This is a genomic window from Georgenia sp. G2120 (assembly GCF_055326485.1).
On sequence record NZ_JBUZNL010000001.1, the window covers coordinates 417,665 to 440,444 of the forward strand.

20 protein-coding genes, 1 tRNA gene and 1 pseudogene are annotated in these 22,780 nt (G+C 67.1%); 12 read left to right on the top strand and 10 right to left on the bottom strand.

Annotation, left to right across the window (positions count from 1 at the left end; translation table 11 throughout):
• Positions 1-2: 2 nt before the first annotated feature.
• The 4 genes from ACZLMO_RS02065 to ACZLMO_RS02080 form a co-directional block, all read right to left on the bottom strand.
• Positions 3-2,360 carry an ABC transporter permease gene (locus ACZLMO_RS02065; RefSeq protein ID WP_463652711.1) on the bottom strand — a complete coding sequence of 786 codons (2,358 nt, stop codon included), beginning with the start codon at positions 2,358-2,360 and terminating at the stop codon, positions 3-5.
• A 2-nt stretch (positions 2,361-2,362) separates the two neighbouring features.
• On the bottom strand, positions 2,363-3,184 hold the full coding sequence (locus ACZLMO_RS02070; RefSeq protein WP_425714814.1) for an ABC transporter ATP-binding protein: 822 nt from the start codon (positions 3,182-3,184) through the stop codon (positions 2,363-2,365).
• Between the two features lie 120 nt (positions 3,185-3,304).
• Positions 3,305-4,618, bottom strand: coding sequence for a HAMP domain-containing sensor histidine kinase (locus tag ACZLMO_RS02075; RefSeq protein ID WP_463652712.1), 1,314 nt, complete (start codon positions 4,616-4,618; stop codon positions 3,305-3,307).
• Positions 4,615-5,316, bottom strand: coding sequence for a response regulator transcription factor (locus tag ACZLMO_RS02080; RefSeq protein ID WP_463652713.1), 702 nt, complete (start codon positions 5,314-5,316; stop codon positions 4,615-4,617). Before ACZLMO_RS02080 ends, ACZLMO_RS02075 begins: the two co-directional genes overlap by 4 nt.
• Before the next feature lie 113 nt (positions 5,317-5,429).
• Between ACZLMO_RS02080 and ACZLMO_RS02085 the strand changes: the two genes are divergently transcribed.
• The 8 genes from ACZLMO_RS02085 (at position 5,430) to ACZLMO_RS02120 (ending at position 16,160) form a co-directional block, all read left to right on the top strand.
• Entirely contained in the window at positions 5,430-6,125 is a 696-nt protein-coding gene (locus ACZLMO_RS02085; RefSeq protein WP_463652714.1) for a hypothetical protein, read from the top strand.
• Positions 6,126-6,134: 9 nt separating this feature from the next.
• Positions 6,135-7,238, top strand: a complete 1,104-nt coding sequence (gene ychF / locus ACZLMO_RS02090; RefSeq protein ID WP_463652715.1) for a redox-regulated ATPase YchF — start codon at positions 6,135-6,137, stop codon at positions 7,236-7,238.
• Positions 7,235-9,190 (top strand): DNA methyltransferase, encoded by a 1,956-nt coding sequence (locus ACZLMO_RS02095; protein ID WP_463652716.1) that lies wholly within the window; start codon positions 7,235-7,237, stop codon positions 9,188-9,190. The genes ychF and ACZLMO_RS02095 overlap by 4 nt, the downstream gene beginning before the upstream one ends.
• Positions 9,191-9,193: 3 nt before the next feature.
• Entirely contained in the window at positions 9,194-12,169 is a 2,976-nt protein-coding gene (locus ACZLMO_RS02100; RefSeq protein ID WP_463652717.1) for a type III restriction-modification system endonuclease, read from the top strand.
• 14 nt (positions 12,170-12,183) lie between these two features.
• Positions 12,184-13,281: a DUF3644 domain-containing protein gene (locus tag ACZLMO_RS02105; RefSeq protein ID WP_463652718.1), complete on the top strand. Its 1,098-nt coding sequence runs from the start codon at positions 12,184-12,186 to the stop codon at positions 13,279-13,281.
• 233 nt (positions 13,282-13,514) lie between these two features.
• Complete coding sequence (locus tag ACZLMO_RS02110) at positions 13,515-15,071, top strand: recombinase family protein (protein ID WP_463652719.1); 1,557 nt, start codon at positions 13,515-13,517, stop codon at positions 15,069-15,071.
• Between the two features lie 125 nt (positions 15,072-15,196).
• Entirely contained in the window at positions 15,197-15,736 is a 540-nt protein-coding gene (locus ACZLMO_RS02115; RefSeq protein WP_463652720.1) for an antirestriction protein ArdA, read from the top strand.
• Positions 15,737-15,914: 178 nt separating this feature from the next.
• The gene (locus ACZLMO_RS02120; RefSeq protein WP_463652721.1) at positions 15,915-16,160 is read left to right on the top strand and encodes a hypothetical protein; all 246 of its coding nucleotides are present in this window, start codon (positions 15,915-15,917) and stop codon (positions 16,158-16,160) included.
• On the opposite strand, the gene ACZLMO_RS02125 is transcribed toward ACZLMO_RS02120, so the two are convergent.
• Positions 16,148-16,393: a helix-turn-helix domain-containing protein gene (locus ACZLMO_RS02125; RefSeq protein WP_463652722.1), complete on the bottom strand. Its 246-nt coding sequence runs from the start codon at positions 16,391-16,393 to the stop codon at positions 16,148-16,150. The two genes, ACZLMO_RS02120 and ACZLMO_RS02125, sit on opposite strands and share 13 nt — an antisense overlap.
• A 104-nt stretch (positions 16,394-16,497) precedes the next feature.
• Here ACZLMO_RS02125 and ACZLMO_RS02130 point away from each other — a divergent pair, with 104 nt between their 5' ends.
• Positions 16,498-17,427, top strand: a complete 930-nt coding sequence (locus ACZLMO_RS02130) for a hypothetical protein (RefSeq protein ID WP_463652723.1) — start codon at positions 16,498-16,500, stop codon at positions 17,425-17,427.
• Positions 17,428-17,483: 56 nt separating this feature from the next.
• Here ACZLMO_RS02130 and ACZLMO_RS02135 read toward each other — a convergent pair.
• A pseudogene (locus tag ACZLMO_RS02135) lies at positions 17,484-17,678 on the bottom strand (integrase core domain-containing protein); the annotation flags it as partial.
• 286 nt (positions 17,679-17,964) lie between these two features.
• Between ACZLMO_RS02135 and ACZLMO_RS02140 the strand changes: the two are divergent.
• Positions 17,965-18,037: transfer RNA gene (locus tag ACZLMO_RS02140), tRNA-Ala, on the top strand.
• Positions 18,038-18,638: 601 nt separating this feature from the next.
• Here ACZLMO_RS02140 and ACZLMO_RS02145 read toward each other — a convergent pair.
• Both ACZLMO_RS02145 and ACZLMO_RS02150 read right to left on the bottom strand, forming a co-directional pair.
• Positions 18,639-19,292: an NAD(P)-dependent oxidoreductase gene (locus tag ACZLMO_RS02145; protein WP_184241647.1), complete on the bottom strand. Its 654-nt coding sequence runs from the start codon at positions 19,290-19,292 to the stop codon at positions 18,639-18,641.
• 50 nt (positions 19,293-19,342) lie between these two features.
• Positions 19,343-20,590 (bottom strand): multidrug effflux MFS transporter, encoded by a 1,248-nt coding sequence (locus ACZLMO_RS02150; protein WP_463652724.1) that lies wholly within the window; start codon positions 20,588-20,590, stop codon positions 19,343-19,345.
• A 60-nt stretch (positions 20,591-20,650) separates the two neighbouring features.
• Here ACZLMO_RS02150 and ACZLMO_RS02155 point away from each other — a divergent pair, with 60 nt between their 5' ends.
• Entirely contained in the window at positions 20,651-21,124 is a 474-nt protein-coding gene (locus ACZLMO_RS02155; RefSeq protein WP_184241636.1) for a MarR family winged helix-turn-helix transcriptional regulator, read from the top strand.
• Positions 21,125-21,258: 134 nt separating this feature from the next.
• Here the strand turns inward: ACZLMO_RS02155 and ACZLMO_RS02160 are convergent, their stop codons facing one another.
• Positions 21,259-21,432: a hypothetical protein gene (locus ACZLMO_RS02160; protein ID WP_463652743.1), complete on the bottom strand. Its 174-nt coding sequence runs from the start codon at positions 21,430-21,432 to the stop codon at positions 21,259-21,261.
• Here ACZLMO_RS02160 and ACZLMO_RS02165 point away from each other — a divergent pair.
• Positions 21,385-21,633 carry a hypothetical protein gene (locus ACZLMO_RS02165; protein WP_463652742.1) on the top strand — a complete coding sequence of 83 codons (249 nt, stop codon included), beginning with the start codon at positions 21,385-21,387 and terminating at the stop codon, positions 21,631-21,633. The genes ACZLMO_RS02160 and ACZLMO_RS02165 overlap by 48 nt on opposite strands.
• Here the strand turns inward: ACZLMO_RS02165 and ACZLMO_RS02170 are convergent.
• Positions 21,560-22,707, bottom strand: a protein-coding gene (locus tag ACZLMO_RS02170) for an IS3 family transposase (protein ID WP_463652725.1) whose coding sequence is annotated in 2 segments (ribosomal slippage) — positions 21,560-22,437 and positions 22,437-22,707 — 1,149 coding nt in all. Because the reading frame shifts where the segments join, the coding sequence is not laid out codon by codon here. The two genes, ACZLMO_RS02165 and ACZLMO_RS02170, sit on opposite strands and share 74 nt — an antisense overlap.
• Between the last annotated feature and the right edge of the window lie 73 nt (positions 22,708-22,780).

Genomic DNA, 22,780 nt, shown 5'->3' on the forward strand with positions numbered 1-22,780 from the left:
ACCTACTCCGTCAGCAGCCCGTACGGCGAGATGCGCCGCAGGCGGCTCGCCGCGAGCGCCGTGCAGACCCACGCCAGGGCGACGAGCCCGGCCACGATCGCGAGCGGCTGCCACGGGGGAGCGTCGAGCTCGATGCTGCTGTGGCCGACGCCCGCCAGCATCGATCCGGCCACCGGCTCGGCCGCGAAGCTGGCGGCCCCGGCCCCGATCGCCGCGGCCAGCGCGACCACCGGGAGGATCGTCGCGAGCACCTGGCGGACGAGGTCCCGTGAGGTGAAGCCCAGCGCCTTGCGGATCCCGAACGACCGGTGCTCGCGCACCACCATCGTCGTGACGAGCAGACCGACCACGAGGGTGACGATCACGACGCCGAGGGCGGCGAGGGCGACCGTGAGGCCGCTGATCATCGTCGAGTAGACGCTCACCTGCCCGCCGATGGTCGTGCGCAGGTCGTAGCTGCTCACGAGGTCGTCGCCGAGCGCGGGTCGCACGCCCGCCGCGACGTCCGCCGGCGAGTCCCCCGCGGAGGCGTACACGGCCATCGACGTCAGCTCGCCGTCCGGCTCGAGCCGGTGCCACGCGGCCTCGGTCATCCCGCCCGTCATCCCGGCCTGCTGCGTGGTCTGCACGATCCCCACCACGAGGTAGTCGGCCTCGGCCCCCTGCACCGTCACCGGGACCTGGTCGCCCACCTCCGCCTCGAGCCGGTCGGCCGCGGTGACGCCGAGCATGATCTCGTTCGGGTGGACCGGGTGGCGCCCGGCCGCCAGGGAGCTCCGCTCGGGGTGCCCCTGGTCGGCGGCGACCTGGATCCGCAGCGGCAGGCCGTCGACGGTCAGACCCACGAGCTGCCGGTAGAACGCGTCCTCGACCCCGTCGACCGCACGGACCGTCTCGAGGGCCTCGGTCCGGTCCGTGTCCGCACCGACCACCACGAGCACGTCCTCGAGGTCCCCGACCAGGAGCTGGACGAAGTCCTGCTCGGAGCGGCCGAGCGTCCCGGCGATCGCCGCCCAGGTCGAGCCCGTGAACGCGACGATCGCCAGCACCACCCCGAGCGCGACCGCCTGCCCCGGCGCGGACACGAGCCGCTTGAGGCCGAGCACGAGGTTGAGCGGCCCGCGGGTGCTGGCGAGCGGCAGCCGGTCCCGCCCGGGCACATGGGCCGGCTGCCCGCCGCGCAGCGCCACCACCGGGGGGATGCGCCGCAGCCGCCGCGCAGCGAGCGCGGCCGTCCCCGCCGCCACCGCCCCGAGCACGCCGACGACGACGAACGCGCCCGGCCACGAGATGCCCGCCTCCCACGGCAGCCCGGTCTGTGCGGCCATCGACGACTCGAGGAGCGGGAGGACGAGCGGGGAGAGCACGACCCCGACGCACGCCGCGAGCACGACCGGGATCGCGACGAGGAGCACGATCGACGCGGTGACCTGCCCGGCGGAGAAACCGACCGCGCGCATCGCGCCGATCGCGCGGACGTCCTCGCGCACGAGGTTGGCCACGAGGAAGCGGACGACGACCGCGGCGACGACCGTGACGACCACCGCGAACGCCCCGAGCATGGCGGCGTAGATCGAGCTGCCGATGACGATGGTCGACGCGATCGTCTCGAGCGTCATCGTGTACGACCACGTGTTGTCCGTCGCCGAGACGAGCCCCGCCGAGGTGAGGGAGTCCGTGACGGCGCGGGCGACATCGTTCGCAGCGTCGGCGTCGGTGGTCTGCGCCCGCAGCAGGCTCGCCGGCACGAACGCGTCCCCGAGGTCCTCGGCAGTCGCCGCGAACGTCTCGGAGTCGAGTGCCACGAGCGGGAAGCCCATCGTCGGGACGCCGAGCGTGACCGTCTCGACGAAACCCTGGACGTGGAACGTCACCTCCCGCGCGCCGACAGTGACGACGAACGGGTCGCCCGGCTCGTAGCCGCCGCCGGTGGAGAAGATGAGCGGCAGGTGGACGGGGTTGTCGACCGGCGGGTGGTCGTTGTCGATCGCGCGGATCTCGTCGAACGGCCGGTCGGCGTCGAGGTCGACGACGAGCAGGTCGCCCGTCTGCGTCGTGTCCCCGTACGCGTACTCGGCCGGCGCGGTGAGCACGGGCTCGACGCTGTGCGCCTCGACCCCGGCGCTGCCCGTGGCCGCCGCCACGGCCACGTCGGTCGCCTCGCCGGCCGGGACGACGGAGACGACGTCGGCGCCGTCCAGGGCCTCGGTGCGGCTCTCGACGAGGCCGGGGTAGTCGAGGGTCATCACCGCGGCGACCGTGCCGAGCAGGCCGGCGAGCACGGCGAGCAGGGCGAGGGCGACCGTCTGGCGGCGGTGGCGCCTCAGCTGGCGGCGCAGCAGCAGCCGGACCGGGGACATCCTCACCACCCCAGATCGGTGAGGAAGGCGGTGAGGCGCTCGCGGCGGGCGTCGTCGTCGCCGGTCCACCGGCCGAGCTCGAGCTCGCCGTCGATCGTGCCGTCGCGCAGGTAGAGGATCCGGTTGCCGCGCAGGGCGGACCGGGTGTCGTGCGTGACCATGACGATCGTCTGGCCGCCCGCGTTGACCTCGGTGAGCTGATCGAGCACGCGGCCGCCGAGCGCGGTGTTGAGCGCGCCGGTGGGTTCGTCCGCGAAGACGACGTCGGGCGAGTTGACGAGCGCACGGACGACGGCGGCGCGCTGCGCCTCCCCGCCGGAGAGCATCGACGGGAGCTTGTCGTGGTCCGCCGGCGCGAGGCCGACCTGCTCGAGCAGCTCGCGGGCGCGCGCGGTCACCCGGCGCCGGTCGCGGTCGACGAGCAGCCCGACGGCGAGGACGTTGTCGAGCACCGACAGGCCGTCGAGGAGGTGGACCTGCTGGAACACGAACCCGCAGTGGCGGCGCCGGAACCGGGCGAGCCGGTCCTGGCCGAGCGACGAGATCTCGGTGCCGGCCATCGTCACCGTGCCGAGCGAGGGGCGGTCCATCCCGGACAGCGCGTAGAGCAGTGTCGACTTGCCCGCCCCGGACGGGCCCATGATCACCGTGAGGTCCCCGCGCCGGATCGTCAGGTCGAGGTTCTTCAGCACGTGCTGCTGGACGCCGTCGCGCGAGAACGTGGTCGAGAGGCGCCGGGCCACGATGACGTCCTCGCTCCCTGGCGGCGTGGCGTCGGTGCGGTGCGTCCCGGCGGGGGCCCGGGTGGCGGTGTCGTGGCTCATGACCTCAACGTAGGAGCGGGGAGGCGCGAGGGTCCTTGCCGAGTTCCGACGAGTTCCTGAACTCTTCTCCTCACCTCCGGTAGAACCCCGCCCGACGACGAACCCCCGGCGGCCCCCCGCTCAGCGGTCGAGCGGCAGGGTGAGGTCGACGGCGAGCCCGGCGGTGGTTCCCCGCAGCTCGAGGTGCCCGCCCATCCGCTCCATGAGCCGGGCGGCGGTGTAGAGCCCGAGGCCCTGGCCGGGGATGCCGGCGGACCCCGTCCCGCGCACGCCTCTGCCGAGCACGGCGGTCAGCTCCTCGGCGGGCAGGCCCGGACCTGAGTCGGTGACGGTAAGCGTGACCGTGTCCGCGGTCGCCTCCCCGTCGACGTCCCCGGCCGCGTCCCCGCCGGCGGCCGTGATCCCGTCGGCGTCCACCCGGCCGGTCACGGTCACCGGGCCGCGCGCGTACTTGGCGGCGTTGAGCAGGACGTTGTCGAGCACCTGCGCGAGGCGGCGCGGGTCGGCGCGCACGAGGACCTCCGGTACCGACGCCTCGGTGACGAGGCCCGCCGTGTCCGCCCCGCGCACGAGGGCGGTGAGGTCGTCGGGCGTGAGCGTGCGGGGCTCGACCGCGAGGTCGGTGGCGGCGTCGGCGCCGGCGGCGGTGAGGTCGTCGGCGAGCTCGCCGATCTGCGCGGCCTTGGCGAGGACCACGTCGAGCCGCTCGCGTACCGCAGGGTCGTCGGTGCGCAGGGCGAGCAGCTCGGTCGTGGCAACGATCGACGCGATCGGCGTGCGAAGGTCGTGGCTCAGCTCGGCGACCAGCTCGTGGCGCGCGGCGACGGCCTCGGCCTCCGCGGCGCGCGCCCGGGCGAGCTCGGTGCGCAGCAGGTCGAACGACTCGGTGAACTCCCCGAACGGGCGCCCGCGGTCCATCGCCAGCGGCACGTCGAGGTCGCCCGCGGCCACGGCGGTGGCGTGCCGGCGCAGCCGCGCGAACGGCCGCAGGACGCCCCGCTCGACCGACACCCACACCAGCGCGACGAGGGCGGCGGCCGCGAGGACGAGGACGCCGGCCCGCACCCGGTCCGCGCGAGCGGCGTCGGCCAGGGCGTCCGCCTCCGCGTCGCGCACGAGGATCGTCCCCACGCGCCGGCCGTCGACGACGACCCCGAGCGAGGAGGCGCGGGCGCGGACCGCGTCGAGCTCGTCGGCCACGGGCTCGCCGTGGGCCAGGAGGACGGTGCCGTCGTCGTCGAGCACCGTGAAGTCGGGTCCGGGCGGGTAGTCGGCGAGCGATAGGTCGCCCCAGGAGGCCTCGGTGCGGGCGCGGACGTCGTTGGCGGCGACCGGGTCGCCGTCGGGCGTGGTCGGCGCCGGTGCGAGGAGGAGCCACGCGCCAGCCGCGAGGAGGAGGAGCACGGCGACGACGACGAACCGCCGCCTCGTCACGGCGTGCGGCCCTCAAACAGGTAGCCGCGGCCCCACACGGTGCGGACGTAGGTGGGGGCGTCGGCGTCGGGCTCGATCTTCGTCCGCAGGCGGCGCACGTGGACGGACAGGGTGGACTCGCCGGTGAACGTCGAGCCCCACACCTGCTCGAGCAGCTCGGCCTTGGGCACCACGCGCCCGCGGTTGGCCACCAGGCGGCGCAGCAGTCGGTCCTCCATCGCGGTGAGGGAGACCTCGGCGCCGGCCACGTGGACGCGGCCCGTGGCCGCGTCGACCCTCAGGTGATCGTCCGCGTAGCCCGCGTCCGCGCCCGAGGTGCCCTGCGGCGTCGGGCCGGTCCTGCGGTCGAGGATGCGGCGGACCTTGGCGAGGAGGACCGCGAGGGAGAACGGCTTGCGGACGTAGTCGTCGCCGCCGATCGTCAGGGCGTGGACCTGGTCGTCGTCGGAGCCGCGGGCGGAGAGGAAGACGATCGACGCGTCGGACGTGGCGCGGACCCGGCGGCACAGCTCGAACCCGGACATGCCGGGGAGGTTGATGTCGAGCAGCAGGACGGTCGCGGTGTCGGTCGCGAGGAGGTCGAGGGCGGCCTCGGCGGTGGTGACGTAGGTGGAGCGGACGTCGAAGCTCGCGAGGTACTCGGTGGTCGAGGCGGCGAGGGGTTCCTCGTCGTCGATCATCAGCACGTCGTGGTGCATCGCTCCTCCGCCCGGCCGGTCCGCGCCGGTGGTCCTGTCCCGTAGTTGTACCAGGGGCGGGGTACCCCGGATCACCGGGGGACGGCTCGCACGGTCGTCGATAGTTTCGCGGCATGCACTCGTACCTGGCGGAGGGGGTCGCTCGGCTCCGGGCCACCGGCACCCTCGTGCTGCGGGGATCGGCGACGAGGGCGCCGGTGGTCGAGACCGTCGCGATCGTGCTCGTCGTGCTCATCGGGGGCGTGCTGCTGCACGCCCTCGCACTCGTGGCGGCATTCATGGAGTTCGGCTTCCTCTCCGTGGTCCAGATGCTCGGCGGCGTGATCGTGCTGTGCGTGGCCGGCATCGTCGCGCTCGCCGTCGTCGGTACTCGGAGCGCTCGCCTGCGGGCGAGCGAGGCGGAGCCCGTGGTGCTCGACGCCCGCGGGCTCGCCATGCGGGGCGTGGGCCCGTTGCCCTGGCACGCGCTCGGGCCGGCGCGGATCTCGACCTGGCGCGGCGCCGACGGCGAGGCGCGCGGCAGGCGGGGGAGCGTCCCGCTCACCGGTCTCGGGATCCAGCTCGTCGAGGGTGAGCTGACGGGGCGTGACTGGTTCCGGCTCCGGGCGCGGGTGCGGCGCTCGTGGATTGGGCGGCCACCGGCGATCGACCTGCCCGGCGTCGTCGGCATGTCCGCACGCGAGGTCGCGATCCTCGTCAACGCTGCCCGGGACCTCCACCTAGGGGTCGCCCTGTCCGCCCCGGACCGTGGCGAACGGCTCCCGTCCGTGGCCGACGCGCACCGGTTTCCAACCGACGAGGACGCCTAGACTCCCCCGGTGGCACTCACCATCGGAATCGCCGGCCTGCCCAACGTCGGCAAGTCGACCCTCTTCAACGCCCTGACCCGCGCGAGCGTGCTCGCCGCGAACTACCCGTTCGCGACGATCGAGCCGAACGTCGGCGTGGTCCCGCTGCCCGACCCGCGCCTGCAGGTGCTTTCCGACATCTTCGGCAGCGAGCGGATCCTCCCGGCGACGGTCTCGTTCGTCGACATCGCGGGCATCGTCAAGGGCGCGAGCGAGGGGGAGGGGCTGGGCAACCAGTTCCTCGCCAACATCCGTGAGGCCGAGGCGATCTGCCAGGTGACGCGCGCGTTCAGCGACCCCGACGTCGTGCACGTCGACGGCCAGGTGGACCCCGCGGCGGACATCGAGACCATCACCACCGAGCTCGTCCTCGCCGACCTGCAGACCCTCGAGAAGGCGATCCCGCGCCTCGAGAAGGAGGCGCGGGTGAAGAAGGGGGAGCCCGAGGTGCTCGCGACGGCGAAGGCGGCAGTCGAGATCCTCGAGCGCGGCGAGACACTGTCCGCCGCCGGCGCCGCGAAGGAGCTCGACCAGGAGATCCTCGCGACCTTCCAGCTGATGACGACCAAGCCGTTCATCTACGTCTTCAACACCGACGACGACGGGCTGGCCGACGCCGACATGCAGGCCCGGCTGCGCGAGCTCGTGGCCCCCGCGGAGGCGATCTTCCTCGACGCGAAGTTCGAGTCCGAGCTCGTCGAGCTCGAGCCCGACGAGGCCGCGGAGATGCTCGCGGAGTCCGGACAGGACGAGGCGGGCCTCGACCAGCTCGCCCGCGTCGGCTTCGACACCCTCGGGCTGCAGACGTACCTCACGGCCGGGCCGAAGGAGGCCCGCGCGTGGACGATCGGCAAGGGCTGGAAGGCCCCGCAGGCCGCCGGTGTCATCCACACCGACTTCGAGAAGGGCTTCATCAAGGCGGAGATCATCAGCTTCGACGACCTCGTCGAGGCCGGCTCCGTGACCGAGGCGCGCTCCCGCGGCCGGGCCCGTATGGAGGGCAAGGACTACGTCATGCAGGACGGGGACGTCGTGGAGTTTAGGACGGGGCTTACGTCTGGGGGCAAGAAATGATCAGAGACGCGCACGACGCGAACGAGACCACCAAGCCGAACGACTTCGAGCTGGCGCGCCTCCGCGCGGCCCTGCCAGAGTACTTCGGTACGGACGGAGACTTTAGGCTCGATCGCCTGCAAGAGGCGCTGAGCTCAGCCGACGTGTCGATGTCGCGCGAAGGCTACGAGCTCAAGTTCTTGGGAAAGTCGTACGCCAAGTACCTGACCTCGACGAGGACCGAGACGGTGGTGGTTCCCGATCTCGAGCACAACGGCGAGCCGACGAACGCTGACTCGGAGAACCTGTACATCGTCGGGGACAACCTCGATGCACTCAAGCATTTGCTGGGGTCGTATGCGGGCAAGGTCAAGTGCATCTACATTGATCCGCCGTACAACACCGGGTCCGATGGCTTCGTCTACGTGGACGACTTCGGCTTCACGGCGAAGGACCTGGTCGAAAAGGTGGGGCTTGACGCGGACGAAGCGGAGCGGGTGATGGCGCTCCAAGGCAAGTCGTCGCATTCGGCGTGGCTTACCTTCATGTATCCCCGACTCGAGCTTGCGAAAGAATTGCTCGCTGACGACGGCATCATCTTCATCAGTATCGATGACAACGAGCAGGCGAATCTCAAGGCGCTGTGCGACGAGGTGTTCGGCGAACAGAATTTCGTCGCGAGTTTTGCGTGGCGGACCGATGGGAATCTTGACAACCAGGCGACAGTCAAGATCAATCACGAGTACGTGCACATGTATGCGAAGCGTGTGCCAGACATGTTCATTGCCGGAGTCAAGGACCCGAACCTGTCCGACGAGAGCAAGCTGTTCAACGCCGAGATCCGCAACTCGGTCGTCAAGAATGGTCCCAAGAACCCTGTCTCCGAGATCGTCCTGGAACCCGGGTTTCCGGCGGGTTTCGACGAAGGGATTATCCCCGCGAGAACCGACAAGTTTCCCAACTACGACGTGGACTTGGTTATCGCGGGAGGAAAGCTCACCAACCGAGTGACGGCACGGACCGGCTGGGCCAACGGTGCTTTGCTGCGGAGCTTCATTGCTGGCGAGTATGCCCCGGTTGTTGATTCCAAAGGGCAGGACACGATCTTCGAACTCACGAACACAGGAGCCATCGACAACGTCAAGATCCGGCGTGCGGACCAACAGCACATTCTAACCGTGCTTATGAATCTGGGGACGGTTGAGACCGCGGGAAACGCGCTTGCTGAGATGGGTTGCCCCTTCCCATATCCGAAGCCTGTCCCGTTGATTAATTACTTGGTTTCGTTCGCGCCCGACGACGCGCTGGTTCTCGACTTTTTCTCAGGTTCGGCGACGACCGCTCATGCGGTGATGCAGTTGAATGCTGAGGACGCGGGGTCACGTCGCCACATTGCAGTCCAGTGGCCGGAGAAGGTAGCGCCCGGCACGAAAGCGGCGACGGCAGGATTCGATACCATCGACCAGCTTGGACGGATGCGGATCCAGGCTTCAGCGGAACAGATTCAGAATCAGTCGAACGCTACGATCGACTACGGCTTCCGTCTATTCCGTCTCGAGAAGCCGAGTGAGAAGACGCTCGATCAGCTTCAGGCCTTCGATCCGAATGAGGACGGCGTGATGTTTGCTGGCGATTTCGTGTCGAAGTTCGCGTCCCACGGGACGCCGGGAGACCAGGTCGCGCTTTCTACTTGGCTCGTTCAGGACGGTTTCGGTCTGACGCCGAAAGTGAACGAGGTGGGGCTCGATGACTACAAGCTGAAGGTCTACGAGGACTCCGGTTACGTCATCGAGCCGGGACTCGGCAGCGACGACGTGATGGCGCTCGTGGCCAAGATCGAGGCTGGCGAGCTCGATCTGCGGCGTCTCGTCGTCTTCGGGTATTCGGTGCCGTTCTCAGTCATGCACGAGCTGAAGCAGAATCTCACTTCGCTTCGGTCGGGACAGACCGTCTCGGTGATCGAGCGGTACTGACCCATGCAGATCCGACTTCAGACTCTGGAGCATCAGCAGCGTGCGCTGAATGCGCTGACCCGCGTCTTCAAGGACGTGGATTTCGACACCAGTACCTCGCCCGAGGCGAACATCGCATTCGATCCGGCCGATCCTCAGATTCGCGAGAACATCAGCGCGATCCAGTCCGGTGTCGTGGACGGGATCGCTGCGACCCCTCGTCAATGGCGGCGACACGTGGATGACGGCGTTCTCGGGGTCGACGCCAAGATGGAGACCGGCACCGGCAAGACGTTGGTCTACACGCAACTCATGTACGAGCTGAACCGGCTCTACGGCTTCACGAAGTTCATCCTTCTCGTGCCCTCGACACCGATCAAGGAAGGCGCGAAGGCGTTCATCCGGTCGGACTACGCGCGCCAGTACTTCGCTGATGCGTACGGCCCGCAGATGGAGCTGCGCCTCGATGTCCTCGATCCCCAGAAGCGATCGAAGGGGCGGAAGATGATGCCGAACTCGGTCGTAAACTTCGTGCACGGTTCGCGACTCTCGCCTGGTCGGATCTCCGCTCTCCTCATGACCGACGGCATGCTGCAGTCGAAGAAAACGATGGCGTTCGACTACGACCAGACGGTGCTCGGCACGACCAGTGTCCCCTACGAGGCGCTTCGTGGGACTCGCCCCATCGTCATCATGGATGAGCCGCATCGCTTCCGACGCGACAACAAGGCGTATCAGACGCTCATTGATGAGATCCAGCCCTTGGCAGTCTTCCGCTTCGGCGCGACGTTCCCGGAGCTCGGCAAGACGGGGAAGACCGACTACAACAACCTCGTGTTCAATCTCGGTGCCGTCGAGTCGTTCAACGAGCAGTTGGTCAAGGGCGTCCAGGTCCAGTACCCACAGGACAGCAGCAGCGATACGACGCGCCTGAAACTCACGAGCGTCTCTGCGCGCAAGCCGAAGCAGGCGACGTTCCAGAACATCGGCACGGGGAAGTCCCTCACCTTCGATATGGGGGAGTCCCTCGGCATTGCGGACGGCGCATTCGCGGGCATCACAATCGATGGGATCGGTAAGACCGACAACCCGACTATCAAGTCCGGCGTCACGCTGTCCAACGGTCAGGCGCTGGGGACAGGTGACATCCTCTCGGCCCGGGTTTACTCCGACACCTATCAGAGCCTGATGATGCGGCAGGCACTCGACAACCACTTCGAGACCGAGTGGGAGAACTTCCGCCGCTCGTCCAGGGTCAAGACGTTAACCCTGTTCTTCATCGACTCGATCGAGTCCTATCGCGGCAGCGACGGTTCGAAAGGGCACCTCAGGCAGCGCTTCGAGGAGCTCCTTGCTGCACGGCTCACCGCGGAGATCGAGAAGCGCGAGGGCGACTCCTCGCCCGTCGCGAAGGAGTATGTCGCCTACCTGCGGGCGTCGCTCGCTGACGTCGAGGCGACGAACGGTGGATACTTCTCCGCGGACAACTCCACTACCGACGAGGCCATCCAGCGCGAGGTCGACGACATCCTCCGCAACAAGGAGGCGATGCTGTCCTTCGAGACGGCGAACGGTGCGCCGAACACTCGTCGATTCCTGTTTTCGAAGTGGACGCTCCGCGAGGGCTGGGACAACCCGAACGTGTTCCAGATCGTCAAGCTCCGGTCGTCGGGATCGGAGATCTCGAAGCTCCAGGAGGTGGGCCGTGGCCTCCGGCTGCCCGTGGACGCGAAGGGCACCCGACTCGCAGGTGAGCAGTTCTACCTCACATACCTCATCGACTACACGGAGCAGAAGTTCGCCGAGTCTCTCGTCGACGAGATCAACTCCGACGTCGCCGTGGGCCCGGCCAAGGTGAAGGAGCTGCTTCCGAAAATCGCCGACGAGCTCGGGAAGTCGGAGACGGACCTCTTCATCGAGCTTTTGCAGCAGGGCCTCGTCGATTCGGACAAGAACGTCGTGCCGGGGCGCGAAGAGGACCTGTTCGCCGCCTACCCCGCGTTCAACAAGACCGGTCTGAAGCCTGACAAGGTCGTGAAGGCCAATCAGAAGGTCAAGGTCGGCATCCGTTCCGAGCGGTACTCCGAGCTTAAGGACCTTTGGGAGACGCTGAACGCGAAGTACTACCTCCGCCTAGACGAGCTCTCGCCGGACGAGATCGATGAGTGCATCGACGAGGTGCTGAGCGCCGGGATCTACCGGCAGGAGTTCGGCCGGTTCGCGCAGGACGTCGTCGTGAGGGACGAGGAGAGCTCGTCCCTGGAGGTCCGAACGGAGACGAAGGACCGCTTCGATGCGACCGAGACGATGCCGTATGGCGTCTGGCTGAAGCGTGTCCGCTCGCAGACGGCTCTGCCGATTGAGCGTGTTCACGCGGGGCTCGTCCGTCTCCACGCGAAGAAGAACCTCCCGGCGGACTTCTTCAACAAGGCGACCCTGCACGAATTCGCCGCCGGGTTCACGGAGTGGATGGAGAGCAACTACTTCGAGCGGTTTACGTACTCGAAGATTGAGGGGCTCGTGCTCGGTACGGAGCTCACCGATGCCGATGGTGCTCCTCTCGAGAGCATCACCCAGGGCAACATCGGCGTCTTCCGCGACGAGAAGGCCATCGTGCCGGACAAGTTCCTGTACGACGCGTTCGTGTACGACTCCCCGAAGGAGTCCGAGACGATCCGCGACTCCAAGCTCGACGAGGTCATCGTCTTCGGGAAGATCCCGCGCCGGTCGATCAAAGTACCCCTGTACTTCGGCGGCACCACGAGCCCGGACTTCATGTACGTGCTGAAGCGCGAGGACGGCGGGCTGTTGCTCAACTTCATTATTGAGACCAAGGACGTCAAGAAGCGCTCCGACCTGCGAGAAAGCGAGAAGCTCAGGATGACGGCGGCGCGACGGTTCTTCGAGTCAATGAGCTCCGAGGGTATCGAGGTGACGTTCCGTGAGCAGGTGCAGCGGGATGACATCGCGGCGCTGATCAAGCAGGTTCTGGCGGACTGATTGGTGGGCTGGGGATGGTCGCACGTAAAACGAAGCAGTACGTCGAGACAGCCGTCGAGTCGCTGACCCTCGCCATCGAGCTGTTCAATCGGCCGAGCCCGACAGGGCGGGAGTACGCGACGGTAATGATGGCTGCCCACGCCTTCGAGATGCTGTTGAAGGCCGCGATCTATGAGCAGCGCAAGAAGGTCAAGTTCTCCGGCAGTGATCGTTCCTTCGATCTCGGCAAGTGCGTCACCGTCGCGGAGACGTCGTTGGGAGTCATTGACGAGGGGGACCGAGTCGTGTTGCTCGCTCTAAAGGAGGATCGGGACACCGCGACCCACGACGTCATTGTGATGAGCGATGACGTGCTGTGGCTGCACTTGCGGTCGGCTGTGACGATCTTCCGCAAGGTGCTGCTCGGCCTCACCGGTCAGGACCTCACTGACGTGATGCCCGGGCGAGTGCTCCCTGTATCGGCTACCCCGCCCACCGACGTCGGCCTCGTGGTCGGCAAGGAGGCCGAGCAAATCGCGGAGCTATTGCGTCCTGGCAAGCGGCGCAGCGCCGAGGCGCGGGCGCGCCTGTTGCCGCTCATGTCCCTCGACCGTGCCGCTCGCGGGGAGACCGAGCCGCCGACCGAAGCGGAGATCAATCGCGCTTTGCGGGGCCTGAAGGAGAGCTCCGACTGGACCTCGGCGTTCCCAGGGGTGGTCGGCCTGCGGCTCGTCGGTTCGCCACGCCCTTCGGATCAGGTCCAGGAAATCAGCCTCAGGATCGACCCCAAGCGAGGGGAGGTGCCTGTTCGGCCAGCGCGTGAGGGCGAAGAAGCTGACGCATATCGCGAGGTCGACACTTTCGACCGGTACTCGCTCAAGCTGAGCAAGCTGGGGGAGAAGCTCGGACTGACGCGGCACCAGGCGTACGCAGTGGTTCATCACCTCGGTCTCAAATCAGATCCGGCGTGCTACAAGTGCAAGACGACTTCCAAGGGAAACATTGCATGGCAGGGTCTGAGTAATCGAGCCCTGGAGCACGCACGGAAAGCCTTGGACGACGGATTGGACATCCAAGTAGCGGTCGTCGAGTACAACGAACACAACGCTAGGAAAGCAAGAAAGAAGCGCTGAAGTCGGGCCTGGGCTCGTGCCAGGCTTCCGTTCTCTGCGGTGATTGCAATGCAACACGCAGGTGCCCTTCTCTCCGCGGTTTGGACAAACAGAACAGCGCTGACAGATCGACCAGCGGTCGTCGGTACGTTATGCCAGCCAGTGCCCCCGCTGGGACAGAACTATGGCCATGATGTAAGAGCGAGACAGTATTAGTGATGGACAACACTTATGTCTAACGGTAACCTTGAGTCATGAACGAGCGCTCCATCGCACCCCGCAAGGCAGCCATCTACCTCCGCATCTCGCAGGACCGCGAGATGGATGGGCTCGCCATCGATCGCCAGCGCGAGGACTGCGAGAACCTCGCCCGGTTCCGGCGCTGGGAGATCGTCGAGACATACGTGGACCAGTCCAAGAGCGCCACCGACCGGTCCGCGATCCGTCCGGACTACGACCGCATGGTCGCCGACTACCTGGTCGGACGGTTCGACGCGATCATCTGTTATGACCTCGATAGGCTCACCCGGCAGCCCCGGCAACTGGAGGACTGGATCGACGCCGCCGAGCTGCGCGGCCTCGCCCTCGTCACGGCCAACGGCGACGCGGATCTCTCTACCGACGGCGGGCGCATGTACGCACGCATCAAGGCCGCAGTGGCGCGCGCCGAGATGGAGCGCAAGAGCGCCCGACAGTCTGCAGCTCAGCGTCAGCGCGCCATGCAAGGGCGCGCGCCAAAGGGTATGCGTCCGCTCGGCTACGCCGTCGACGGTGAAGTGATCCCCGGCGAAGCCGAAGCAGTGAAGGCGATCTACGACCTGTTCACGAGGATCGAACGCCCCGAGTCACTGCGCTCGCTTGCTCGGGCGCTCAGCGGTACCGAGGAGATCAAAGGGCTCTCGTCCCTTGCCAAGCACACGCACACAGTGAGCGTCGAGCGCGCCGCCGCCCGCGAGAAGCAGGGCCTCGACCCCCGACCGATCGTCGAAGACGGTCCGTGGTCGCCTTCGACCGTGCTCGGCATCCTGCGCAACCCGCGTTATGCGGCGCTGAGCACTTACACGCCGAAGTTCGCCCAGGCGGACGGGAAGCGTCGCCGGATGTGGAAGGCGCAAATCCTCCGCGACGACGCCGGAGAGCCGATCCGGGGTCAGTGGGAGCGGATCGTCGATGACGAAACCTGGTGGAAGGCCCAGGAGATTCTTGACGACAAGAAGCGCGTGACCAACACCAGTGGTGCAACCAAACGCAAGCGCCTCGGGAGTGGACTGTACCGCTGTGGCGTCGTCGTCTCTGTGACTGGAGAGGTCTGCGGCAAGAAAGTCACAGGCGCGCCACGCGGGTACACGTGCCCAGGCCACTTGGTCCGCTCTGGTCCTGCCATAGACGAATACGTCACGGACGCAATCAGCGCGCGTCTCGCCAAGGATGACGCGGCGAAGAAGATCCTCAAGCCCAAGGACAGTTCACAGACCGAGGCCCTCGACGCTGCGATCAGCGACCAACGAGCCAGGATCAGTCGTGCGCAGCACGACTACGACGAGGAGATCATCGAGGGGCGCGACCTCAAGCGCGTGCGCGACGCCGCCGAGGAGCGCATACAGGAGCTGGAGGCCCAAAAGGCACTTCGGGGACGCGCTGGTGTGCTGCGACCAATCCTCGGCACCGATGACCCGCCGGGCGCGTTCAGAGCCGCATCGCTTGAGATCCGACGTCAAGTGATCGACGCGCTGGTTGCTGTCACGGTGTTCCCGCAGCCAAGAGGGCGCAAAGGGTTCGATCCAGCATCGGTCGAGATCGTGTCGAAGTAGGCCGCGGTCCGCGAAGCGGACCCGGGAGGTCTCCCGAGAGCGGCTGACGCGGCGTAAGCGCGTCATTTCACTAGAGCCTGACTGCCAGTCGCGCCACCGCTCTCCTCGAGACAGAGGGGACCGCTATGACAACGAGCTTCGACACCACACCCCGCGTTTGGATCGGCTGCCTCCAGTGCTACAACGAAGGGAATCTCGTTGGTGACTGGCACAACGCAGCTGATGCAGATGAGATCACGACATCGCAGCTGCACGGACGCGCAATCGACCCTGGTACCCACGAAGAACTCTGGTGCCTCGATCATGAGAACCTACCCATCACAGCGGAGTGCTCACCTCGTGACGCCGCCGAGCTGGCCCGCATCCTCGAAGACGTGCCTGAACATGAGAGACCCGCTCTCAATACCTGGGTCCTGTCCGGCGACTACATCGAAGACGGGGACGGGCTGCCGAGCATCAGCGACTTTGAAGAACGTTACTGCGGGGAATGGTCATCGTTTCGCGAGTACGCCGAGCAACTCGTCGAAGACAGCGGCCTGCTGGCCGACGTGCCCGAGGAGGTAGCCCGCTACTTCGACTGGGACGCTTGGACGCGGGATCTCGCCTTTGACTACACCGTCGAGGCGGCAGCCGATGGCGGCGTCTACATCTTCCGGAGCCTGTGATGTCGGACAACGAACTGACGCTCTGCCTGTGCTTCGACTGCTCGCCACCCGAGTTCACAGACCGCGCTTATGTCGTCATACCCGACCGAGGAATGTGGCGCGTCCACACCTGCCCCACCCACGGCCCTGTCTCTGTAGCGGAGGTCGCCGTCAAGCCGGTCAGCACTCAAGAGGAGGAATGAAGATGTCCGCAGAGAGCAATGCCCGTGACCACATCCACGCGTTCCGGTGGTGGGTGGGCAACCCCGAGATGACTCGCGCCGAAGCAGAGCTACGGGACCTCGCCGCGCTACGCGATGCGGTGGAGTACGAGATCGCCATGCACGCTCACCAGGTCGCCACATACGAGGGCATCTCCTGGGCAACTGTCGCTGATGCCCTCAGTATCAGTCCCGCTGCTGCCCGCCGTCGCTATAAGCGCTGAGTCGTGGCCGGGGCGTCGACGCCGACCGTGAGCAACGCGACGTTGTCCACACGAAGGGCCTCGGCAAGAGCGTCGATCGAGTCGAGCGTGAGGTTGCGCTCGCCCCGTTCGATGCCCGCGAGATAGCGAGGAGTCACATCGAGATCTTCAGCCAGCTTCTCTTGAGTAAGCCCTCTCGACACGCGCAGGGCGCGGAGGTTCCGGCCCAGGCGGTGTTTGAGGGTTTCCTTCACTCTTCAAGCCTCAAAAAAGGAAGCGAAGAGTACCAGGTACTCATCGCTTCCACTAGGATCAGTGCTGAGACCAAGACAACAGAGAGGAACGCGCGTACCCGCGCATGCGAATGATGAAGAGAACACTGCACCGACCAGCGGTAACGCTCGCTGTGGCGATCCTCGGCGTCGCCCTTGCTGGATGCTCGTCCGACCCGTCAGAGGCCCCGACTGACGGGACCGGCAGCGACTCCGCTGCCAATGTCTACGAGTTCCAGACGAACGGCATTGAGCCGTCGAGTGAAATGACGGTTCGCGTTCCCGACGACCTCCGCGAGGCGATGGCGGCGGACGCCGACGGCATGGTCATTGACCAGGTCGCTGTGACCGGTCACGACCTCGGCAACGCGCAGGTCTGTGCGGCTGACTTGGCGATCACGTACATGGACGGCCAGCCCGATGGCCTCGTGTCGGCAGGATCAGACGCCGGTCAGCGGTCGCAGGCAGAGGAGGCACTTCTGGAACGCTCCGAAGCATCTTCGATCGACGAGATTGTCGCCGAGGTGGATGAGCTCATCGCCGACGGCGAGGAGCGCGGTCTGACAGCCCAGCAAATCGGAGACAGCATCCAGATGTTCGCCGGGATTCAGGGCACTTTCTACACTGACGGTGCTACCGGGCAAGAGGTGGTGGATGGCTACCTCAGCGGCGGCAGCGAAGGCGAGACGACGAACGCGGGGATCATCACCCAGGCGCTGGGGCTCACGTCCAGCAAAGAACCCAACGCTCTCTCCGACTTCGACGAGTCCGCACCTGAGGAAGGCACATACATCGCTGATGACTACTCGACGCTCACCGTAGTAGGCGACTGCGCTGCATCCGCGACCGACCCGGACAACTCGATCGAGATCGAGCTCCCATCGGTTGACGCCGACGGGAAGAGCGACGCCACTGCGACGGTGCAACTGTCGGTGATGACCGATGGAACCATCGGAGTCTCCGGTGAAGTGGATGGGTACATGCGCGACTCCAACGACAACTGGATCACCAGCTGAGTACCAGGACGATTTTTCGACCACGACACTGAATGCCCCGTGGGCCGCCCCCGTTGTTAGGTCCGGTCTCTGTGTGAGTCGTCGGGTTCCATTTCGTGGGTGCAGTGGCGAGCATAGTTGGCCGGGGTGAGGTAGCCCAGCGCCGAGTGGCGTCGCACGGTGTTGTACTCGACCTTCCAGTCGCCGATGACGACCTGGGCATGCAGCAGTGAGTAGAAGCTGTTGATGTTCAAGCACTCGTCGCGCAGGCGGTCTCGGTGACCTCATGACCGCGATGGACGAGGCCGTCGGGGAGTGAGTGGTGACGGCGGTCCCGTGGACTCGTCGGCCGACTGCGGGGGTGCTCTAGGCTGGGCGATGAGCGCCCCGTCGACCCTTCGAGCCCTCGGCTTGGACTCTCGGGGGCACCAGCAATACTGAGGAGGCTGGCGCAATGTGCGCCGCAGGTGCGCCCTGGACGCCCGCGGTCAGCTCGCTGACCCGCAGCGATGGCATTCGGCCTGCGACTTTGCCTACAGGATCCATTTTATTGGACACGGGGACTTAGCTCAGCTGGTAGAGCACCGCTTTTGCAAGGCGGGGGTCAGGGGTTCGATCCCCCTAGTCTCCACCGTAAGGCTCGCGACACCAGAAACCGGGCCGCCATGACTCGGGCCGAAGCCGACGAACTCCGTAGCCTGCCCGTGAACGAAGCCGCCGAACGCATCGAAGCCAAGCGCGCCGAGCAGGAGCAAGCGCGGCAGCGAGCCGCAGAGCGGGCACAGCGGCTTCCCGACCCATTCGCGCACGACCCCCACCGCAGCGGGCCGCACCGCGAGGGGCCGACACGCAGCCTATAGACCACGGTAGGTAGGCAGGCAGGCTGCTCACGGCAGTTCCTCGGGTCGGCAAGCACAAGACCAGGAGCGGGGCGGATGACCTATCGCCAGGTAGCGATACGTCCATTCAGAAGAGAAGAGGCAGGCGGAGTAGTAAGTGGCTGAAGATGCTTGGGGCTAAGTGGAGGGCACATATCAGTCCTGAGTCACGTGCTCGGCGCGGCGAGCAGGAGGAGGATTGGAGACCGCAGGGAAGACAGTGTTCCTGTTTCGAGGCAGTACCGCCTTATTTCTATCGGCGCATCAGGTACGGTGAACTAGGTTCTCGGTTCGCCTCGTTCACCGACGCGGCCTTCGGCCTGGGGTCGGTGGAGAGCGTCCGCTCTTCGGTGGTCAGTAGGCGACGGAGAAGCGTGTGCGGTGGTGGGCGGGCTTCTCGATCTCGTCGGTGATGGCGAGGGCGATGTCGTCGCCGGAGATCTCCGAGACGCCGTTCTCGTCGCGCAGGAGGATGTCACCACCGATGCGGTAGTGGCCGCGGGCGGTGCCGGGGGCGTGCTTGCCGAAGTTCTCGGCGGGGCTGATGAGGAACCAGTCGAGGCGGTCGTCGGTGTTCGCGCGGAGGTCGTCGAGGGCTCCGGCGAGTTCGAGGGATTCGGGCTTGGCGACCTCGGGGAAGCCGGGGGTGTCGACCAGGCGGGGCCCGTCTGGTGCGATCAGGAGCGAGCCGGCCCCGCCCATTACCCCGAAGCGCACGCCTCGTTCCGCGGCGAGCCCTGCCGCCGTGGACAGCAGGGCGCGGAGGCGGCCTTTGCCGGCGAGCCCGCCGTGGGTGGACAGTGCCGAGATCACGACGTCCGTGTGCTCGAATGCTGAGGCCAGGAACGCGGGGTCTTGCACGTCACCGGCCCGGTACTCGACGCCCGGGGTCTGCTTGTCGGGGATGGAGCGGCTGTACGAGACGACCTGGTGGCCACGCTTGGCGGCCTCGCGGACGATGCGGCTGCCGGCGTACCCGGTGCCGCCGAGGACATGGATGCGAGTCATGGTTTCTTCTCCTTATGGATCGAACGAGATGGATAGAGGGCCGCCGGGGGTCAGGCGGCGGGTTCCCGCCGTGGTCGGGGTGTGGCCAGGAGCAGGCCGAGGAGCGCGATGATCGCGGCGGCGAGCATGGTCACCCCGAGGGGGATGGCGGTGTGCTCGCCGGCGATGCCGACCAGGGCGGCGACGAGGCCGGCGAGGGCGAACTGCACCGCCCCGAGCAGCGCCGACCCTGCGCCGGTCGCGGCCGGGGGCACGGCGGACATGGCCAGGGCGGTCGCGTTGCCGAACACCAGCCCGAGCGGGGCGGTCGCGACGAACAGGGGCACCATCAGCCACCCGGCGGGTGCGTCGGTGAGGGTGAGGATCACGATCGCGACGACCGCGGCCAGGCTGATCGTCAGGCCGGTGAGGGTCAACCCGCGCAGCGAGACGCGACCGGCAAGACGGGCCGCGACAGTGGTGGCGATCATCAGGCCGACGGCGTTGATCGCGAACGCGATCCCATAGGCGGCCGCGCTCAGGCCGATCATGTCCTGGTAGACGAACGGTGAGGCGGAGATGTAGGCCATCATGATCGCCATCCCGAACGCATACGCGGCCGTGTTCCCCAGATAGGCCCGCGAGATCAGGCCCCGCCAGCCACCGCGCCGCGCCGTGCCCGCACGGGCTCTGCGGATCTCGCGGGGCAGCGATTCCCGCACGAACACGAGCACGCATGCCAGGGCGATCACGCCCAGGCCGGTGACGATCCCGAGCAGGCCCCGCCATCCGACCGGGCCGACCAGGGCACCGCCGGCGACCGGGGCGATGATCGGGGCGATCCCGCCGATGAGCATCATGATGCTCAACGCCCGTGCCGCCTCCGTGCCGCGAGCACGGTCAAGGATGATCGCCCGGCCGATCACCATCCCCGCCGCCCCGCCCAGGCCCTGGACCAGCCGGGCGGCCACGAGCAGCTCGATACTGCCTGCGAGCGTGGCGGTCACGCTCGCGGCGACGAACAGCACCGCCCCGAACACCAGCGGCACCACCCGGCCGGCGCGATCCGACCACGGCCCGAACACCAGCTGCCCGGCCCCAGCGCCGATCAGGAACGCCGTCAGCGATAGCTGCACCCCGGTCGCCGTGGTCGACAGCTCCGTCGTCATCACCGGGAACGCCGGCAGGTACAGGTCGATCCCGAACGAGGCGAGCCCCATCAGCAGCGCCAGCGTCGACAACAGCCCCGCACCGATCGCCTTGCCCGTCGCCTGGACGGGCGTGCCCGCTGCCTGTCGCCCTGTTCCCGTGTCGGTCATCCCCGCCCGGCTCCTTCTAAAACTATAGTTATGAAAACAACGCTATGTTAGCATAAGCATATGCGACAAGACGAGAAGCCGGTGAGCGGGCCGGCACCAACCGGTGCGGACCCGTTGGTGCGGCTCGCGGACGCGGTGCTGCATGTGGAGCGGAAGCTGCGCGCCTACCCGTTGCAGGACCCCGCGGTCGCGCCGTTGTCACCGTTGGAGTGCCTGGTGCTGCTGCACATCGACGCCAACCCCGGCGTGGCCCCCTCGGGGCTGGCCTCGGGCCTGTCGCTGACATCGAGCAACGCGAGCACGGCGCTGCGCGGACTCATCGCCAAAGGGCAGATCGAGCGCCGCCCCGACCCGGCGGACCGCCGCGCGGCACGCCTGCATCTGACCGAGGAAGCGGCACGGTCGGTGGGGATCGTGCGGGGCATGTACCGCGATCTGCTCGGCTCGCTCGACCTGCCTGCCGAAGATGTCCTGACCACTGTGCGCACTCTCCAGGCCATCGACACCGCCCTGAGCGACCCCGCACGGAGCTGAGTTATGGAGCAAGGCGCAGGCGACTACCGTTGGAGCCTCTGGCACTCTCATTTCGAGGTGAACCCGTGGTCGTATGACCAGTCTTCATCCGCACCGAGAAGCGGGCAGCGGAACGCTGCGGCTAACACAAGGCTTCACTGGCAGTGCTGAAAGGGGCGGCGCTCTTCCAGCCGTTCGCGGTGGATACGAGGCAGTCTCGGAAGCAGGTCGGCCTGCTCGTCTTCGACTGCGTGGCGTTCCTCGTCGTCCGCGATGGCTCGGTGTTTTTCACCGTCGGGGAGCGTCAACACCCGATCGCTTTTGGTCACGCCGTGCTGATTGCCCCGCGTACGGTCTTCACCTACGAGCCCGAGGGCACCGCCACCCTGACGACGCTCTTGGTCGACGTGGACTACATGCTCGATCAGCTCTACTGGCAGTGGGCCGCCCCCGTTGTTAGGTCCGGTCTCTGTGTGAGTCGTCGGGTTCCATTTCGTGGGTGCAGTGGCGAGCATAGTTGGCCGGGGTGAGGTAGCCCAGCGCCGAGTGGCGTCGCACGGTGTTGTACTCGACCTTCCAGTCGCCGATGACGACCTGGGCATGCAGCAGTGAGTAGAAGCTGTTGATGTTCAAGCACTCGTCGCGCAGGCGGGAGTTGAACGACTCGACGTAGCCGTTGAGCCACGGCGAGCCGGGCGGGATGTACGACAAGCCGGTGCGGGTGCCGGCCCAGTCGGCGATCGCCTGGCTGATGAACTCGGGCCCGTTGTCGCTTCTGAGGACCGCGGGCGGGCCGTGCAGCTTGACGAGGTCGTCGAGATGGTCGGTGAGACGGTCGGCGGTGATGGAGCGTTCCACGAGCCCGCCGAGGCAGACCCGGGTGTGCTCGTCCACGATCGACGCGATCTTGACCGGACGCCCGGCCTCGTCGACGTCGAACTGGAAGTCGATGGCCCACACCACGTTCGGAGCGCACGCCCTGGGGGCGTCCGCGGTCGAGGAGCCGATGCGCTTACGGCGACGTCGCTGGGGCACGCGTAGGCCTTCCTCGCGCCATAGCCGCTGGATCTTCTTGTGGTTGACCTGCCAGCCCTCGCCGCGGGCGTCGTGGTACGCGCGCCGGTAGCCCCAGCGGGGGTGCTTCTTCGCGTAACCGCGCAGCCATTCACGCAAGGCGGCGTCGGGGTCGGCGACGGTATCGGCCTTGAGGGTGCGCCGGTAGGCGGACCTGGATAGCCCGGTCAGCCGGCACGCCATCCGCTCGCTCACCCGCATCTTCGCGATGAGGTGAGCGACGGCGGCGCGCCTCCTGCCCGGGCCTAGAAGTTTCCCTCTGCCAGCTCCTTCAGCGCCGCCTTCTCCAACTCTGCTTCAGCGAGCAGACGCTTGAGGGTGGCGTTCTGCTTCTCGAGCTCCTTGAGGCGCTTGGCGTCGTCGGCCTTGAGCCCGCCGTACTGGTTGCGCCACCGGTAGTACGTCTGTTCCGACACGCCCAGCTCGCGGCACACCGCCGCGACGTCCGCGCCATCGGCCAGCATCCGGTCGGCCTGTCCGAGCTTGCGCACGACCTGCTCAGGCGTGTGCCGCTTCCTCGTGTTCGTCATGATGAGACCAGTCTTCCTGCCCGCAGCAGCGAGCATCAAGACGACTCACACAACGACTGGACCTACATCACGG